Here is a 17,681-nt window from a genome sequence, read left to right as displayed (position 1 = left end):
ATATCGTTTAATATTGAAGGTAAAATCATGACAGGAGAATATGAATTACTGAAAAAAGTACTAAGTACGATTGAGTTTAAGGAAGGCTTAAATAAAGATAATATAATTAAGGAATTAAAAACCAAACTAGAGAAACAGGATCAAGGTCTATATAAAGAGTGGGAGAAAGATGAATTTGATGTAAATCATGGATTTAGCTTAAATATTTCAGGGATAGAGTACTCAAAGCTTCCATTATTAATAATAGCTGCTCGGAATGGTTACACAAAGACAGTAGAGGTTTTACTCGGAGTAGGAGCAGATATTAATGAGAAAGATAGTTTTAGTTGCACTGCTTTGTGCCATGCTGCTTTGTTTGGTCGCAAAGAGATAGTAGAGTTTTTAATCTCAAAAGGAGCAGATGTTAATGCGAAAGGTATTTTTGGGTGCACTGTTTTGCACAATGCTGCTTTGTGTGGTTGCAAAGAGATAGTAGAGTTTTTAACCTCAAAAGGAGCAGATGTTGATGCGAAAGATGTTTTTGGGCGCACTGCTTTGCACTATGCTGCTTTGTGTGGTCGCAAAGAGATAGTAGAGTTTTTAATCTCAAAAAAAGCAGATGTTGATGCGAAAGATAGTTCGAATCGCACTGCTTTGCACTATGCTGCTTTGTGTGGTCGCAAAGAGATAGTAGAGTTTTTAATCTCAAAAAAAGCAGATGTTGATGCGAAAGATAGTTCGAATCGCACTGCTTTGCACTATGCTGCTTTTGATGATCACACAAATATAACAAAGTCTTTATTAAGAATAGGAGCAGATTTTGATGTAGACGAACCTCTTCTTTATGCTGCTTTTGATGATCACACAAAGATAATAAAGGCTTTATTAAGAATAGGAGCAGATTTTGATGTAGACGAACCTCTTCTTTTACATAATGATGATAAGAATGGTCGCGTCGGTATAGTAGGGATTTTATTACAAGAAGGAACAAATGTTAATGCAGTAGATAAATATGGAAAGACTCCTTTACATCATGCTGCTAAGAATGGTCACGTAGATATAGTAAATGCTTTAATCAAAGCAGGAGCAGATGTTAATGCAGTAGATAAATATGGAAAGACTCCTTTAGATTATGCTAAGAATCAAGACGTAGTAAAAGCTCTATTAGACGCAGGAGGACGTTCTTTTGTGAAAGCACGTAATAAGGCAATGATTGCTGGTGGAGTGAATACATTATTAGGCACTGCTATAGCAGTGGCACTTTTTACAACTGGAATAATTACAGCTGAGTTGATACCTATCGTTATAGCAGTGGTTGCAGTTACAGCAGCAGCACTGGTAGTTGGTTGTGCTACATATGAATTACTAAAGCCTAGTACTAAAGTTGATGGAGCAGAGAAATCATCTGCCGCCTTAATAAATGGACAGCAGGGAGTTACTAGCATTCCTTCATAGTAGAGCGCGTGACGCAGGTTCCTGGATCCCAGTGTCTGGGCATTGGGATGACAACGAAGGGGCTGCTTGAATAACAACGAAGGGTTATTTGGATAATAGCCGTACTTGATCTGGATTCCAGTGTCTAGGCACTGGGATGACAAGGGGGGATACTAGGATGACAACGAAGGTGCTTGAATGAAAGGAGTGTGAGATAAAGCTACTTGTATAACTGTTGCACATCCATAAACTCCTTCTCGTCTTGAACGCTAATGGTAGCGTGAGTGTTGAAAGGTAAAGGGTCATTTATATGTCCATGGCCTACCCCTTTCATTGTAAATACAGGAAAGTTAACACTCTTTGCAAACCTTTCTTTTACAATTTCAACAAGATTATCATTATAACAGTTAACAAAGTCACCGAATATTACTGCATGTACTCCATCAAAAATATGAGCTTGTTTTAGGTGATCTAGACTGCGCTCAATTGAATATGGATAAACTCTTATGTCTTCTAAAAATAGAATTTTGTTTTTTGCGTTTATTTGCCAAGCAGTTCCTATACTGTTTTCAACCAAAGTCATATTACCACCGATGATTTTAGACTCTAATCTGCCATTTTTTAGTCTAACTCCATTATTTATCATCTTTAAGTTGTCAAATCTGATAGAGTTGCGTTGGTTAAGAATTAATTCTTTTAATTTTTCAACAGAGCTTTCAGCAACAGAGTTATTTACTATCATTTCCAACATGGTGCCGTGGAGGGTTTGCCAGTCGTATTTAACTTGCAGATAAATATGTAAAGCAGTGATATCACTATAGCCTATAAGAATTTTTTTATTTTGAGCAATTCTTTCTTTTTTATCATTGGGTAACTTTTCTAGATAGGGAATTAGCCGAGAAGCCCCTTCTCCTCCTCTGATACACCAAATTATTTTGCTATCATCAGTGAGCGCATTAACCAAATCATTCGCTCTAAACTCATCAGAGTTAGAATAAAATGGGTTGTCATTACTGTATATTTTCTCCGAAATGTGAGGATTAAAACCCAAAGTTTTTACGTATTCTCTTATAGTAGGCAGATCTGATTCTTTTCCTTTCGAAGAAGGAGCAATAATATCAACTTGATTGATTGTGTGTGCAGGATTAGTGAGTAAAAGGCATAGAAAATAAAGAATAAAGGAATACATTAAAATATCTTATGAAACTCTTGCTTTAATATATCATCTAATTCGCAAAGAGAAACTTTTACTCCTAGTTTTTCCATTGATGTAACGCCGTAATCTTTTAGTCCACAAGGAATAATACCCTTATAGTGGGAAAGGTTTGGAGAGACATTAAGTGCTATGCCATGATAAGTTACCCATTTTCTCAAGCGAATGCCAAAAGCTGCTATTTTTTCTTCTACTCCGTTGTTGTTCACCCAAATGCCTATTCTATCTTCCTTAAATTCCCCAAGTATATTAAAGTGTTTTAAAACATTTATGATCCAATTACTTAGGTCTCTGATATATAGTTTTATGTCACATTTGTTTCTTTTTTTAAGATTTAGCATTAAATATATAATGCGCTGCCCTGGTCCGTGATATGTATATTTACCACCCCTACCTGTTTTATATATAGGAAATAATTTTTCAATAATGTCATCATCTGTTGCACTGATTCCTGCAGTATAAAGTGGAGGGTGCTGGAGCAGCCATACTAGCTCGTCAGATAAATTATTGTAAATTTGTTGAATTTTTGCTTCCATGAATTCTACAGCATTGTTATAATCAATAAGTTGGTTAGATATTAGCCATTCCGTCATATTCAATTTCTTTAGGTCTATCAATGTCATTCCAGTCTGGAATCCAGAAATTTGATTGTAGATAGCACACTGAACTGGTAAGCATAGCTGTTTTACGCTAAAAGGAACGTATTTGACTAAATTGTATAAAAAGATGGATCCTAGTGTCAAGCTACTTGGATGACAAATATGGGCTACTTGAATGGCACTATCGCAAACGAACTAGTGTCAGCTACTCAGATGACATCATTCTTGTAACACTAATTGATATAATTCAACTACAATTTCAAATTTTTAACAAAATTTTCAGGAGGCACATATGAATTTTAACATTTTTCAAAGAAAGAAAAGCAGTGAATACTCTGCTTTGCAACTAATGATGGAACCAAGTTGGAGTAGGCGCGATTATGCAAGTTTTGCTGAGGAAGGCTACATAAAAAATGTCATTGCCTTTCGAGCAATTAATATGATCGCAAGTGCTGCATCTGCGGTACCTTTTACTCTCTGTCAGATTACTGACCAGGGAAAATCACAACTAAAAGCGCATCCATTACTGAAGTTACTTTATTCTCCTAATCCAATGACATCAAAATCGGAATTTATTGAGGGGATTGTGACTTATCGATTAGTTAACGGCAATTCTTATATATTGATGATTGAGCCGCAGAACAAACCAACAGAGCTTTATCTTCTGCGCCCTGATAGAGTTGAAATTATTCCAGGGAGAAGTAACGTTCCTTATGCCTATCGTTATACCGTAAATAACAACAGTTATGACTTTAAAGTTGATAAATTGACTGGGCGTTCAACAGTACTGCATCTTAAAACCTTTAACCCTTTGAATGATTGGTATGGACTTTCACCAATTGAGGCAGCTGCATATAGTATAGATCAGCATAATCAGGCTGGTGCTTGGAATCAGGCAATGCTGCAAAATGGAGCAAGACCAAGTGGTGCAATAGTTGTAAAATCAGAAAAGGATGGAAGTGGTGGAAACTTAAGTCAAGAGCAATATCAACGCTTAAAAGCACAGATAAATGATCATTACTCAGGTCCTGTCAATGCTGGAAGACCTATATTGCTTGAAGGGGGCCTAGAGTGGAAGGAAATGAGCTTATCACCGAGGGATATGGATTTTATTGAGTCAAAACATAGCTCAGCTCGTGATATTGCGCTAGCTTTTGGCGTTCCGCCTCAGTTGCTTGGCATACCAGGTGATAACACTTACAGTAATTTAGTTGAAGCACGTCTTTCCCTTTGGGAACAGACGATTTTACCAACGCTAGAAAATATTATCTGTCACCTGAATTCTTGGCTAGTGCCAAAATTTGGTAAGGATTTATGTTTGTCATACGACAAAGATGCAATAGAAATTCTAATGGAAAAAAGACAAAAGATGTGGAAATACGTGGAAAATGCAAGCTTCATGACGCTCAATGAAAAAAGAGAGGCTTTTGGCTTGCAACCGTTACCCGGTGGTGATAAATTGGGTTGATATTATTTTTTTTGCATATTAAATTAACTACAATGAAATTCTGGGGTAAATTATGAATGAAAGGGAACAAAGAGAATTGGATGAACTATTAATGAATTCTTCTAAAGGAGAGAATATACAGCAGATTACGGAGTTGATAGAAGCTGGAGCAAATATTAATGCAGTAACAACTGTGCAAAAGGAGACTCCTTTACATATTGCAGTTAGGTATGGTCATAAGGAAGTAGCAGAATTGCTGCTTGATAGAGGAGCAAATGTTAATGCAGTAGAAAGGCGAAAGTGGACTCCTTTACATACTGCAGTTAAAAGTGGCAAGATGGAGGTAGCAGAATTGCTGCTTGATAGAGGAGCAAATGTTAATGCAGTAGATAATCTGGATATGACTCCTTTACATTTTGCACTTAAGTATAATCGGGAGGAATTAGTAAGGTTGTTGCTTGATAGAGGAGCAAATGTTAATGCAGTAGACAAGAAAGGAAGGACCCCTTTATCTATTGTAGCTAGTGATGATTACCAAATAGGGTATTGCGATAAACCGATGGTAGTAAGAACTATAATTGCATATGCTGTGGTACATAGTGGTATCACAACGAAACCAGAGTGTATTGTCAAAAATAGTGAATTGTCCGAATTCTGGGATGATTATCAGAATGAGATGATGAACGTCAAGCTTAGTAACAGCACTATATCATTATATCAGTTCCTGCGAGAGACTGATGAGAATAAATTAGCAGGTTATTTGTCTGATAGAGAATATGATGAAATAAGATGTTCTGACGAATTGGAATATATATCAGAATTTCCTGAACACGCTGATACAATAGTAAGCCAATTTGATAAGGCATCGGACAGAAGGGATTTATTAGATAAAAGTAAAGCAGCTATAGAGAATTCTAATTTGTGGGTGTTACATCAAGTTTTTGACGAAGTAACTTATCACTTAACAGATAAAGAGTTAAAGAACATTATAGAGGCATTTCCAAGTCAGAATTTGGATAATCCAAGTGCTGAACAACTTCAAGCAGCTGCTCAAGCTCATAATTAGAGTAATGTACACAGGCCTATGCTCATTATAAAAGGAGAAACTTTTACCGTTACCCGGTGGTGATAAGTTGAATTGATATTTATATAGTGTAGATATTTATACTAAGCTGTAATAAATAGAGGGTATTTTATGTATCAAGAACAAGAAAATTTTACTCTTCCTCATATAGAATTGTTATCGACATGCAAAGCGAATGTTAATGCAGCAGATCATAAGGGTGCTACTCCCTTACATTATGCTGCTTGCGGAAACCGCTTAGAGGAAATGAAATTATTGCTTAAAAACGGAGCGAGTGTTAATGCAGTAGATCATAATGGCGCTACTCCCTTACATTATGCTGCTTGCGGAAACCGCTTAGAGGAAATGAAATTATTGCTTAAAAACGGAGCAAATGTTAATGCAGTGGACAATTCTGGTTTTACTCCTTTGCATTTGTCTGTTTGTGAAGGCTACAGGGAGATAACACAGTTATTGCTTGGAGATACAGAAAGTCCAAGCACAAGCTGCAGCGACGCAAGCATTGAGAATGTACAAACAATCAATCAGTTTTATCATTGGTGAGAGTAGAACATCTTTTACTAAGGTCTAACTTAAAGATAGATGGTCCCTTAAATCCTACATCTAAATGAGTTAACTATTTTTCTTGCTAACTAAGGTGTTGTAAATTTGGTCTACATCAAAACTCATCTTAGGGCACCAAATGGGGCCATCTAAGTGTGCCTCGATATAAAGAGGACTATTGTGATTTGGTAGTATGAAAAAGAGTCTGAATATAGAAGTTAAGGAGAAATTAGATAAGATTAAATTAGAAGAGATAGAACCTGATGCTTGATCGATACTAAACTGTGAACTAGTTGAACATACACCACTGTTAATACTTACTTTTCCATTAATATTTTCAAAAAGCGTACTGCCATTATATATATCAACGTAAGCAAGCTTGGAAATTTCAGGTTTATTCTTACTACTTAACAACTTAGTGATGAATGAATTAAAATCCACATTTGTAAACTCTATTTTCTGTGCTTGAAAGTTTACATTTCCTGATAAGTTACTAGCCCAATCATCAAAGCTTGTCCCTTGAGTTTTGATTTCACCACTTAAGCTTATCTTGCCATTTATGTTATTAACTCCTATAACTTCCTTGGTGTCCAAATTTGCAATAGAAAATTTTGTGTGAATTGAGCCTGCTTTTAGATAACCCTGAAAAAACATTTGTCCATGTTCTAGTATGTAACTTATCTGTTTGATAGTGATAGTGTTGTTTCTTATCACTGTATCCAAGTTAAAATCTTTTAAGACGTTTTGCCCAATTTTAAATTCTGTAGTTTTGATTTGCACGTTTGCATCAAAATCTCCTTTCTCATCTAAAAAATTAAGCTGCTTTGTTGACCATTGAATTTGATTTATTTCATTTCTTGAGTTTCTTTCTACCTCTAATAGTTTTGGTAATTTAAAGATATTTCCATTAAATTTATTACCTGTAAGGTTTACGTCTAATAAAGGCTTAGTGTATTTTTGATCCACTAATATTTTTACACTACCGGTAATGTCGAAATTTTCTCCGAATAACTTTATTTTATCTGCAACTAGCTTGTTCTCTTGTATTTTTAATGAAAAATCCAAATCTTCAATTTTTGTACCATTGAATATAGAATCTTTAACACTAGTTCTTATATTTACATCATATTTAAGATTTTTCAGCCATTGCACTTTGCTGAATAATGAATAATCATATTTATCTATATTAATGTTATGTATGCTAAATTTACTATCGATCATATTGTGTTTTTTTGTGTGATTTACCTTAATTGATCCTTGCCAAGATTCTTTGTTATTTAGCAATCTGATATCTGAAAGAGATAATATTCTAGGTGCTAAATATAGTTTAGAACTTGCTGTAAATTGACTTTTCTCTCTTTCTTGCATCTTGATAGAAGGTAAAATATGTGAAATGAACGACTCACCCTTTATCAATATATCACCATTAAATTCAGACAAGTTGCCATTGTTTGAAACTCTTCCTGATAAGCGAGATATATTATTGGTTCCAGGAAATTGAAGAAGAGTATCAACGTTTATTTCGCCATTAGCAAATTTTAGCGTAGCATGAAATTTGTCCAATATCCTGTTTTGATATTGAATATTTGAAGCTTCCATATTAAAATCCAAGCTCAGGTTCTTTGGCACAACCTCTCTAAAAGATTCTAAAAGACCCTTCATATCTGTTGTTTTGTGTGAGCCGTTTTTTAGGTCGACTTTACTAAAACTAATATTGATATTAGTATGATCACTTTTTCTATCATTTTGTATTATACCAGTGCCTTGCATGCTTTTGGACTCAATTTTTAAATCAGTTGCCGTAAACTCGCTTTCATTGAGATTGATATTGGATGATATCTCAATATTTTCGCTGGGAATCACATAAGAAAGGAAGCTAAGATTAATGATTTTTGCTAAATTGCTCACAGAACCGGAACTGTTATTGATTGTCAGTGTTAAATTACCCTGTTGATTTCTATTACCTTTAAATAGCAAATTTGCAAAATTTGAATCAACACTAATGTGTACATTATTTTTTGTGACATTAACCTTTCCAGAAAAATCGTAATTGTTGTCACCAATCTGTACTTCACCAAAAAACTGCTTATTTTTTTTTATAGCAACTTCCTTGATGTTAATAGTATCGGCGTTAAAACTTATTTGGCTGTCCTTTATTAATATATCAACTATATTATCATTGGCTTTCGTATTTATAATATTAAGTAAATTTTCTTTGTTGCTTTTCATGCCCAAAAATGAGATTGACTTTGGTTGCAATGAAAATGAAAACAACGATGGCCTTATTTCAATTTTTTTTGCACTAATTAAATCTGATAATTTTTGTTCCTTGTTTTTGTTATATTGTACATATACATTGTGAATAGTAAGTTTTGGAGTAATGAGCGAAACTTCAATTTTTCCTCCAACATGTACTTTAGCATCATACGTCTTCTCTAGCTCTTTTACGATATATTCTCTGTAGCCACTCCAATCCTTAAAAGTTGCAGCAACGTGCATGAGAATTAATAGAAACAAGATTGATGATATGGCGTATAAAGAAAGTTTCATAATAGACCTCTCATTCCAGCATCCCTTCTCTTCTTGTCATCCCAGTCTGGGATCCAGGAAATTTGATTAGACATTAAGTTAATTAGCAAAAAAGTAGCTATTCTTATGTTAAAACACAGCATTTTTACATGAGAAGCTGGTCTGATGAGCACTGGGTTCCCAGTGGAAATTGCTCTCAAACCACAACACTCATACAGTTGTGTGTGTGACACTGTGATCCAGTGTGACTTAAATAAGGTTTTCCAGATTATATAATCAACAAAATTTCTGGATCCCAGTGTCAAGCACTGGGATGACAGGAATAGGTGCTGGGATGACAGGAATAGGTTATGGGATGAAAGGAGTGGATATTGGAATAGTAGCTGAAATGACATATAGCAATACAAAGGGTGTAATTTATACATATTTCAAATTATTCAAATTTCCTCTAAAAATTAGGTAAAGAGTGCTAGAATAAATAATAACACTCAAAGCTATTAAAGTTACTAAATAAACAATACGAGCTAGCCCTCTATCGAAAAACAACCCTGCTGATAAGTAATTAGAGAGATAAAGAACTATTGACATAACCAATGTTGCAGTGAGAATTTTTACAATATTTAGTAATAATGCTTGGCTAATCTTATACATCTTATTTATTGTTAAATAATTAATCAATAAAATAGAATTTATCCAAGTGGAAATGGAAGTAGCAATAGCAATTCCTATATGTTGGTATTTGTTCATTAATATGAGATTTAGTATTACATTAATTCCAAGGCACGTTAATGAGAACATAGTTGGTATTTTTAGCTTTCCCCTAGCAAAGAATGTGGGTAGCAATACTTTATTTATAATAAATGCGGGTAAAGAAAGAGAAAATGCTACTAATGTAGGAACAGTTTGCTGCACTGCATAATAATCAAATCGGCCGTAAGAAAAAAGCGTAAGTAAAATTATGTCAGGAATAATGATAAAAGCAGCAGTTATTGGCATAATTAATATTAACCCTATATTAAGGGCCTTGTTCTGTATTTTGACTATATTCTCAGTATCATTTATTCGTTTTGAAATCAGAGGAAGAAGTACTGTACCAATTGCAGTGCCAATTACTCCTTGCGGTAGTTGATTTAGTCTATCGGCATAATATATATAAGAAACTGCATTTGGTATAAAACTCGCCATGATTGTGTCAATCCATACACTTATTTGTATTACACAATTGTTGATAATTGCAGGTATCACACGTTTAAAAAATAATTTTACTTCGTTACTTAATTCTAAACTAAAAGAAAAGAAAGCCTTTAATTTGTATGCACTAAATATTATTAAAAGTAGCTGCAAAATCCCTCCAATCAGGACGGCTATAGAAAGGTTATGAGCCGGTGTTTCAATGTAAGGTAAAAACAAACTGATGATTAAACAGAGGTTCAAAATGATTGGTGAAATAGCTGTTGAAGCAAAATGCTGTTTTACTTGCAACATTCCACCAATAAGTGATGCGATTGACACGAAGATTATGTAGGGCATCATAATTTTCGACAAAGTTACAGTAAAGGTAAATTTATTTTGGTCAAATCCAGGAGTGAAGATTTTGATCATGTAAGGGAAGAAGGTTTGTGTGATAAGGCAAAAAATTACTAGAATAATAAACGTAATGGATATTACACTACTTGCGAAATTAAATGCCTTTTTATTATCATATGACTCTGCAGAGTATAATGGTATGAATGAGGTAGTAAATGCTCCCTCTGCAAAAAACGATCGAAATAAATTAGCAAAGCGAAACGAGGAAAAGAATATATCTGCAAGAGAAGTTGCACCAATAACCGTAGCAATCAATACATCTCTTATTAGCCCTAAAATTCTTGAAATAGCTGTAAAAAAACTAAATGTGAAAATACTTTTAAACATATCACGATTTCAATACGATTAACTATAATGCTAAAAGCATAAATGAAAATGTTTATTCGCTAAACTTAAAACTCTATGCAAAAGTAGGTAGCTTAAATAATTAATTGACTATTTATGCTTGTGTGTTAGAAATTTTATACCTTGGCGGGCGTAGCTCAGTTGGTAGAGCGTCAGTTTGTGGTACTGAATGTCGCCAGTTCAATCCTGGTCGCTCGCCCCACTAAAATTTTCCACTTTACATAAATATAAACATTAGATATTTTTTCACGGCCGTTAGCATTCCTTGTTGCTCTAGTATTTAGATGGCGGAGGGGAAGTTTGCGATTTAGAGTAAAAATGATGCCTATTAATTAGTGATATTAATTAGTGAGAGGGATTGTATGTATATTTGTTTGTTAGCTTATAGTATAGTGTCAGCACTAGGAGTATTAGCTTGTTGGTTAAGTTTTGACACTTCATCACCTTTAGCCATAGGTGGAATTGCTGGTTGTATAGCTCCAGCATTGATTGCGGTTTTTCACGTAGGATGTTTGCTATATAAGTTTTGCAAAAGAGATCCTGTTGGGGAGGATCATGGAAAAGTAGCAAATTTTTTGAGTTTGATGATATCTACAAGCGCTGCAATTGGAGTTACACTTGCTGGAAGCATAGCTGCTATTTTTCCTAATCCAAAAATAGGATTTACATTAATAAGTGGAATGATAGGGCTGATATCACCGATTTTAGGGTTCTTTGCAACTGTAGCTATAGTGCATTGTGTAGATGAAACAGCAATTAAATCTGCAGTAAGTGCAATTTCGATTACAGATTCTACATATGTCAAAATATCTCAGGAAGAAGAAGTAGATGAATGTATTACCTTTCCGGAAGAAGAAGTTAATAAAAGTATCATCTTTCCCAAAGTTGAAAAAGTTTTTTCTGCGAGAGAGACGGCAGTTTGAGCTAAGTTAGTGTGCAATGTTGTAATCTGTAAAATTTGACATCAATCACTGATAGTTGGAATATTATAGAGTAGGAATTACTCAAGAAGATGCATAAGTACGATGTAGTGGTAGTAGGTGGCGGTCATGCCGGGTGTGAAGCAGCTACAGCTGCAGCTCGCCTTGGTGCAAACACACTACTTATAACTCACAAAATTTCAACTATAGGAGAGATGTCTTGTAATCCAGCAATTGGAGGAGTTGCAAAGGGTGTTGTAGTTAGAGAAGTAGACGCCCTTGATGGAATAATGGGGAGAGCTATCGACCGAGCAAGCATACACTCGGTCGTTTTAAATGGCAGCAGAGGCGCAGCGGTATGGGGCCCACGTGCACAGGCAGACCGAAAATTATACAAAAAAGCAATACAGGAAATTATTCTAAATTATAACAACTTGACAGTAAAAGAAGAGTCAGTTGACGATTTTCTTATCGAAAGTGATAGCAATGGAGAATCTTATATAAAAGCTGTAATAACAGACTCAGGTGAACGTATACTGACAAGCAGAGTTGTTTTGACTACAGGGACTTTTTTACGTGGTGTGATTCATATAGGAGAGCAAACAACTCCTTCTGGAAGAATGGGAGATAAACCTGCAATAGAGCTTGCAAATACGCTAAAGAAGTATGATTTTAAACTGGGCAGATTACGTACCGGAACTCCACCGAGGCTTGATCGTGGCACTATAAACTGGTCGGTATTACAAGAACAAGTGGGTGACAATCCACCTACACCATTTTCTTATCTTACAGAGAAAATTAACCAGCCTCAGGTTTCATGTTTTATTACTCATACTAATGAACATACACACAAAGTAATTCGAGAGAATCTTCACAGATCAGCTTCTTCATATTTAGATAACGTTATTGCACCAAGATACTGCCCATCAATTGAAACTAAAGTTAAAAAATTTGCAGAAAAAAATAATCACCAAATATTTCTAGAACCAGAAGGGATTAATGATAACACTATATATCCGAATGGAATTTCAAATTCATTGCCCATCGAAGTGCAGTATGAAATGATAAAGAGTATAAAAGGGCTTGAAAATGCAGAAATATTAAGACCTGGATATGCAGTTGAATACGATTATATCGATCCACGAGAGCTATTTCATACTCTCGAAACTAAGAAAGTTAAAGGACTATATTTTGCTGGTCAAATTAATGGTACCACTGGATATGAAGAAGCAGCCGGGCAGGGAATTATTGCCGGAATCAATGCAGCATTCTCTTTATCTCAAAAAAGTTTTGTTCTTCATCGTACAGACTCATATATCGGTGTAATGATAGACGACTTGGTCACTAAGGGAATTGCTGAGCCTTACAGATTATTCACCTCGCGTGCAGAATATAGACTGGCAATCAGGTCAGATAATGCAGATAGAAGATTGACACAAAAAGGTTATGACATCTCTCTTGTGTCGCATGGGAGATACTCTGTTTTGCAGGGTAAACTTAAATCCATTAAGCAACTTGAGGAGAAATTAGAGAGCCTAACAATTACTCCTGAGCAGCTCAGGTCCTATGGCATTAAAATATCTTATGATGGAATAAGAAAAACAGCATTAAATTTGCTCGGTTATCCAAATATTGACTGGAATAAATTACGAGAAATATGGCCAGAGTTAAACATGGATTCCAGTGTCAGCTACTTGCATAACACCAAAGCACCTCTTCCTGTCATCCAAGTAGCTGACACTGGGCTCCAGTACTTGAATGATGATAGAATGGATGCAGTTGACACTGAAAAAAATGTAGATTCCAGCGTCATGTGCTGGAATAACACTATAACTGATAGCATAGCCAAGAATGAAATATATGAAGCAGTTGCAATTGAAGCAAAATACAAGCCTTATTTAGTAAGACAAGAAGCAGATATGAAGTTTCTACAAGAGGAAGTTAATACTCAAATTCCAACTAATTTCAACTACTCACAGATTAAAGGCTTGTCAACTGAAGTGATAGAAAAGTTGCAGTCAATAAAGCCAGCAACAATTGGTATTGCGAAGCAAATACAAGGTATCACTCCAGCAGCGATAGTTAGCATATTAGTGTACCTTAGGAATAAGAAAACGAAAATAGCTGCTAATTCTGCGTAAGGTATTCCATGTCAAAAATCGAAGAATTTCGCTCTTTTATGCACGAAATAAATGTTGATGCATTTATTTTGAATACTAAAGACGAGTATTTAAATGAATATTCAAAAGAGTTAGCAGAGTTATGTGGCTTCACGGGAACAAATGGGCTACTTATCGTTACAAAGAGTAATAAGTGCCCATTTTTTACAGATGGACGCTATATCACACAAGCTCGCAGTCAGCTCGATCAGGGCAGTTTTCGAGTATATAATATACAAGAAGAGGATCCACACAAATGGGTAAAAGCAAACTTAACATTGACTACCTCACTGGGTTACTATCCGCAATATTTTACTATGAAGGACATAAGAAAATATGAAGGCATTTGTAAACTAGTACCATACTTAATTAAAAAAGATAGTAGTCATAAAGCACAAACAATAGTCTCACATGTATCTGGTGAGAGTGGTAAGGATAAATGTGAAAGAGTAGCTAAAAACATAGAGGCTGAAGCAGTGCTTCTGACTGATCCAAATTCAATTTCGTGGTTATTAAATTTAAGAAATGAAAGTGCTGAATATACTCCTTGTATATTGGGTCGTGCTATATTGTATAAAAATGCCAATGTTGATTTATTTATTCAAGATAAAGAACATTCAACTATAGAAGCAAATTTTGATAACCATATAAATGTTTTTGATATTAGTGAGCTAGAAAATTCACTACATAAGTTAAATTTGGTGGTGATAGATCCAAGCACGACTCCAATGAGCATTATGAATGCAATAGATCCCTTGTATAACCATTATTTAAATGAAAAATCAGCTTCGGTGTCATTCCAGTGCTTGACCAGAAATAAAAAAGCATGGATCCCAGTGTCAAGCACTGGGATGACAATAAGTAATGAAAGAGGTCTAATAGAAAATAAGCAGATAATTGAGAAGGAGGATCCTTGTTTGATTCACAAAGCAGTAAAAAATCAAACTGAAATAACTGGAGCTATAAGTGCGCACATCAAAGATGGAGTAGCAGTTATAAATTTTCTATATTGGCTTGAAAACAATATTGACAGTGAAATTACTGAGCTTGAAGCTGAAGAAAAAGTTTTAGAATACAGAAAAGAGCAGAATTTGTTTAAGCAACCGAGTTTTCCAACAATTTCAGCATTCAACGAGAATGGAGCAATCATTCATTACCGTGCAAGCAATAAGACAAATAAAGTCATTCAAGAAGATGGGCTGTATTTAATTGACTCTGGTGGTCAGTACCTTGATGGCACAACCGATGTTACAAGAACTATAGCAATTGGTAGTCCAACCAATGAGCAACGAGCTCACTACACAATAGTATTAAAAGCTCACATTGCGATAGCAAGTGCGGTCTTTCCTTCTGGCACTACTGGTGGAGAATTGGACATATTAGCGCGTATACATTTATGGAAATTTGGAATGGATTACATGCACGGTACAGGACATGGAGTAGGAAGTTACCTTTCGGTACACGAAGGACCGCAAGCAATATCAAGAGGAAATAAAGTGGAACTCATTCCAGGCATGATACTTTCTAACGAGCCTGGTTATTATATTCCAGGAAAGTATGGAATAAGAATTGAGAATCTGATGTATATTGAAAGGCGAGAAAACGTCTTTTTAAGCTTTAAACAATTGACCTCTGTTCCTTATGATAAAAAGCTAATAGATATACAAATGCTTACTGAAGATGAAGTTAAATGGATAAATAGCTATCACCAATTTGTTTATAAAAATATAGAAAATGGCATAAAAGATAAGGAATGGTTAAAGAGAGTATGTGAACCTTTAAAATAGTTAATTTGTCATTTAATCAAGTATTAATATAGTTGTTCTTGTATTGTTTTTAATTAAAAACAATATATAATATTAGTTTCAAATAGGTGTAATTATGACAGATAAAGTGCAAGATGATGAATTTATGAAGCAGTACATGGATACTTGCAAAGAGCAAATAGAAAAATTGGCAAGCGACCCTAATTTGCTTCAACAGACCTTAAAGCCATTCATGCAAATGTCTCAGCAACTTATGGCTGGTGGTATGCTAGAAGGAAATATGCCTAGCATGATACCTGATATGGGTGGTATGGATATCAACAAGATGATTGCTCAGATGAAGGAAATGTATGATTACATAAAGAGTAATCACAAAGAGCTCATGGGAAAAGATGCTTCACAAATTCAAGAGCTTGATGATTCCAGCAGAAGATTGAGAGGCTTGGTCAAGAAATTGATAGAGAAAATTGAAGCTAAGTAGTATTTATTCATATCAAAGAGCTATAGCAGTAGTGAGGTCTTGTTCCTCAAATTTAGTATTACCATAAAGTTAAATATAAACATAAAGGGATGAAGAGATGATTGAACTTAAAAGCCAAGAAATTTGTCCAAATGGAAATAAGAAAAATTTGATTATTTTTTTTCATGGTTGGGGCTCAAGTGGCGATAATTTCGTGCATCTTGCTAAAGTTATGAGCAAGTTTTTGCCTGATTCATGTTTTGTGGTACCGAATGCTCCGTTTGAGAGGGAAATAGGTGATGGTTATCAGTGGTTTAGTTTAGAGGATCGTAGTGAAGAAGCACTATATAATGGGGTGAAAAATGCTGCATCAATTGTAAATCATTTTATTGATACAAAATTAAAGGAGCTTAATTTAAAAGATACTCAGCTTTCTTTAGTTGGATTTTCTCAAGGGGCAATGCTTGCAATACATGTGGCTCTTACCCGGCTTCAGTCTTGTGCGTCAGTTGTTGCGTATTCTGGTAGATTTCTTTCGCCTTCAAAAACTGCACCGCAGATAAAATCAAAACCCAACATATGTATTATTCATGGTGACGCTGATGATGTGGTACCTTTTTCGTCCCTTGATTTAGCGGTTAAAGCTCTGAAAGAAAATGGAGTAAACGCTCAAGGATACCCAATTCATGGATTAGGCCATATTATTAATGAAGAAGGAATAAGGTTAGGGGTTGAGTTTATCAAGAAGAATTTTGGAAATTAATTTCCATGCACTTGTTTTGCTTTGGTTACGGATATGTAGCCAAATTTCTATCGAAAAAATTGCTAAATTTAGGCTGGAAAGTTAACGGTACATCAAGAAATAAAGATATACAACTTTTTGATTATGAAAAGGTTGATCAAGATCTGCTTAAAAGCGTAACGCATGTTTTAGTTTCTATTCCTCCAGACGGCGATGATGTTATGGAGAGATACGGTCATTGTCTGGAGAATATTAAATGGCTTGGTTATCTGTCTGCAACTAATGTTTATGGTGACCACTGTGGTAATTGGGTGAATGAGGAATCTGAAACAAAGCCTATAGAAATTAGAGGAGAAAAGCGCCTTGAGTCTGAAAAGAAGTGGCTAAGTAGCAAATTGCCTGTACATATTTTTCGTTTGGCTGGGATATATGGTCCTGGTAGAAATGCGCTAATTGACCTGCAGCTTGGCAAAGCAAGAAATGTGAAAAAAATTTTTTCTCGTGTTCATGTTGAAGATATATCGAATATTTTATTTTCTTCCATGCAAAATATAAAGCCTTATGAGATATACAATTGTGCAGATGATTTACCTGCTACGCAATCTGAAGTGGTCACGTATGCAGCCGAGCTTCTCAATATTAGCCCTCCAGAGCCAGTTGAGATTTCTTCCGTACCAAATTACGCACGGGGTTTTTATTTAGGGTCAAAAAAAGTAAGCAATACTAAAATTAAAAAAGATCTTGGTGTCTCTCTAGTTTATCCTGATTACAAGGTGGGTTTAAAGAGTTTGTATATATCAGAATAGAGAAAATAGATTGCCAGATGCAAAAATTTTTCTTGAATGTTCCTTGTTTTGATGTAATACCACTAGGC

General features: G+C 35.0%; 14 protein-coding genes and 1 tRNA gene. 11 read left to right on the top strand and 4 right to left on the bottom strand.

Annotation, left to right across the window (positions count from 1 at the left end):
- Positions 1-27: 27 nt before the first annotated feature.
- Complete coding sequence (locus ONG78_RS00650) at positions 28-1,434, top strand: ankyrin repeat domain-containing protein (protein WP_264377441.1); 1,407 nt, start codon at positions 28-30, stop codon at positions 1,432-1,434.
- Positions 1,435-1,633: 199 nt separating this feature from the next.
- Here the strand turns inward: ONG78_RS00650 and ONG78_RS00645 are convergent, their stop codons facing one another.
- Positions 1,634-2,602, bottom strand: coding sequence for an LD-carboxypeptidase (locus ONG78_RS00645; RefSeq protein ID WP_264377440.1), 969 nt, complete (start codon positions 2,600-2,602; stop codon positions 1,634-1,636).
- A complete protein-coding gene (lipB, locus tag ONG78_RS00640) occupies positions 2,602-3,249 on the bottom strand; it encodes a lipoyl(octanoyl) transferase LipB (RefSeq protein ID WP_264375049.1) in 648 nt (215 codons plus the stop codon). Before lipB ends, ONG78_RS00645 begins: the two co-directional genes overlap by 1 nt.
- A 268-nt stretch (positions 3,250-3,517) precedes the next feature.
- Here lipB and ONG78_RS00635 point away from each other — a divergent pair, with 268 nt between their 5' ends.
- The 3 genes from ONG78_RS00635 to ONG78_RS00625 all read left to right on the top strand — a co-directional run bounded on the left by ONG78_RS00635 (position 3,518) and on the right by ONG78_RS00625 (position 6,299).
- Entirely contained in the window at positions 3,518-4,693 is a 1,176-nt protein-coding gene (locus ONG78_RS00635; RefSeq protein WP_264375048.1) for a phage portal protein, read from the top strand.
- Positions 4,694-4,745: 52 nt separating this feature from the next.
- Entirely contained in the window at positions 4,746-5,738 is a 993-nt protein-coding gene (locus tag ONG78_RS00630) for an ankyrin repeat domain-containing protein (RefSeq protein WP_264375047.1), read from the top strand.
- Between the two features lie 129 nt (positions 5,739-5,867).
- Positions 5,868-6,299: an ankyrin repeat domain-containing protein gene (locus tag ONG78_RS00625; RefSeq protein WP_264375046.1), complete on the top strand. Its 432-nt coding sequence runs from the start codon at positions 5,868-5,870 to the stop codon at positions 6,297-6,299.
- 69 nt (positions 6,300-6,368) lie between these two features.
- On the opposite strand, the gene ONG78_RS00620 is transcribed toward ONG78_RS00625, so the two are convergent.
- Both ONG78_RS00620 and murJ read right to left on the bottom strand, forming a co-directional pair.
- Positions 6,369-8,849, bottom strand: a complete 2,481-nt coding sequence (locus ONG78_RS00620) for an AsmA-like C-terminal region-containing protein (protein ID WP_264377439.1) — start codon at positions 8,847-8,849, stop codon at positions 6,369-6,371.
- 396 nt (positions 8,850-9,245) lie between these two features.
- Positions 9,246-10,742: a murein biosynthesis integral membrane protein MurJ gene (gene murJ / locus ONG78_RS00615; RefSeq protein WP_026092648.1), complete on the bottom strand. Its 1,497-nt coding sequence runs from the start codon at positions 10,740-10,742 to the stop codon at positions 9,246-9,248.
- Between the two features lie 144 nt (positions 10,743-10,886).
- Between murJ and ONG78_RS00610 the strand changes: the two genes are divergently transcribed.
- From ONG78_RS00610 to ONG78_RS00580, 7 genes are all read left to right on the top strand, one after another.
- A tRNA-His gene (locus tag ONG78_RS00610) sits at positions 10,887-10,962 on the top strand.
- Between the two features lie 160 nt (positions 10,963-11,122).
- On the top strand, positions 11,123-11,683 hold the full coding sequence (locus ONG78_RS00605) for a hypothetical protein (RefSeq protein ID WP_264375043.1): 561 nt from the start codon (positions 11,123-11,125) through the stop codon (positions 11,681-11,683).
- 89 nt (positions 11,684-11,772) lie between these two features.
- Positions 11,773-13,821, top strand: coding sequence for a tRNA uridine-5-carboxymethylaminomethyl(34) synthesis enzyme MnmG (gene mnmG / locus ONG78_RS00600; RefSeq protein WP_264377438.1), 2,049 nt, complete (start codon positions 11,773-11,775; stop codon positions 13,819-13,821).
- An 8-nt stretch (positions 13,822-13,829) separates the two neighbouring features.
- On the top strand, positions 13,830-15,626 hold the full coding sequence (locus tag ONG78_RS00595; protein ID WP_264377437.1) for an aminopeptidase P family protein: 1,797 nt from the start codon (positions 13,830-13,832) through the stop codon (positions 15,624-15,626).
- Positions 15,627-15,720: 94 nt separating this feature from the next.
- Positions 15,721-16,086 carry a hypothetical protein gene (locus ONG78_RS00590; RefSeq protein WP_213863964.1) on the top strand — a complete coding sequence of 122 codons (366 nt, stop codon included), beginning with the start codon at positions 15,721-15,723 and terminating at the stop codon, positions 16,084-16,086.
- A 97-nt stretch (positions 16,087-16,183) separates the two neighbouring features.
- Complete coding sequence (locus tag ONG78_RS00585) at positions 16,184-16,828, top strand: alpha/beta hydrolase (protein WP_213863965.1); 645 nt, start codon at positions 16,184-16,186, stop codon at positions 16,826-16,828.
- Positions 16,829-16,833: 5 nt separating this feature from the next.
- Positions 16,834-17,613 (top strand): SDR family oxidoreductase, encoded by a 780-nt coding sequence (locus ONG78_RS00580; RefSeq protein WP_213863966.1) that lies wholly within the window; start codon positions 16,834-16,836, stop codon positions 17,611-17,613.
- Positions 17,614-17,681 lie beyond the last annotated feature (68 nt).

Origin of the sequence: Wolbachia endosymbiont (group B) of Philonthus cognatus (assembly GCF_947179345.1) — a bacterium.
Lineage (GTDB): Bacteria > Pseudomonadota > Alphaproteobacteria > Rickettsiales > Anaplasmataceae > Wolbachia.
Note: the sequence above shows the minus strand (reverse complement) of the source record. Positions and strands in the feature narration are given on the sequence as shown.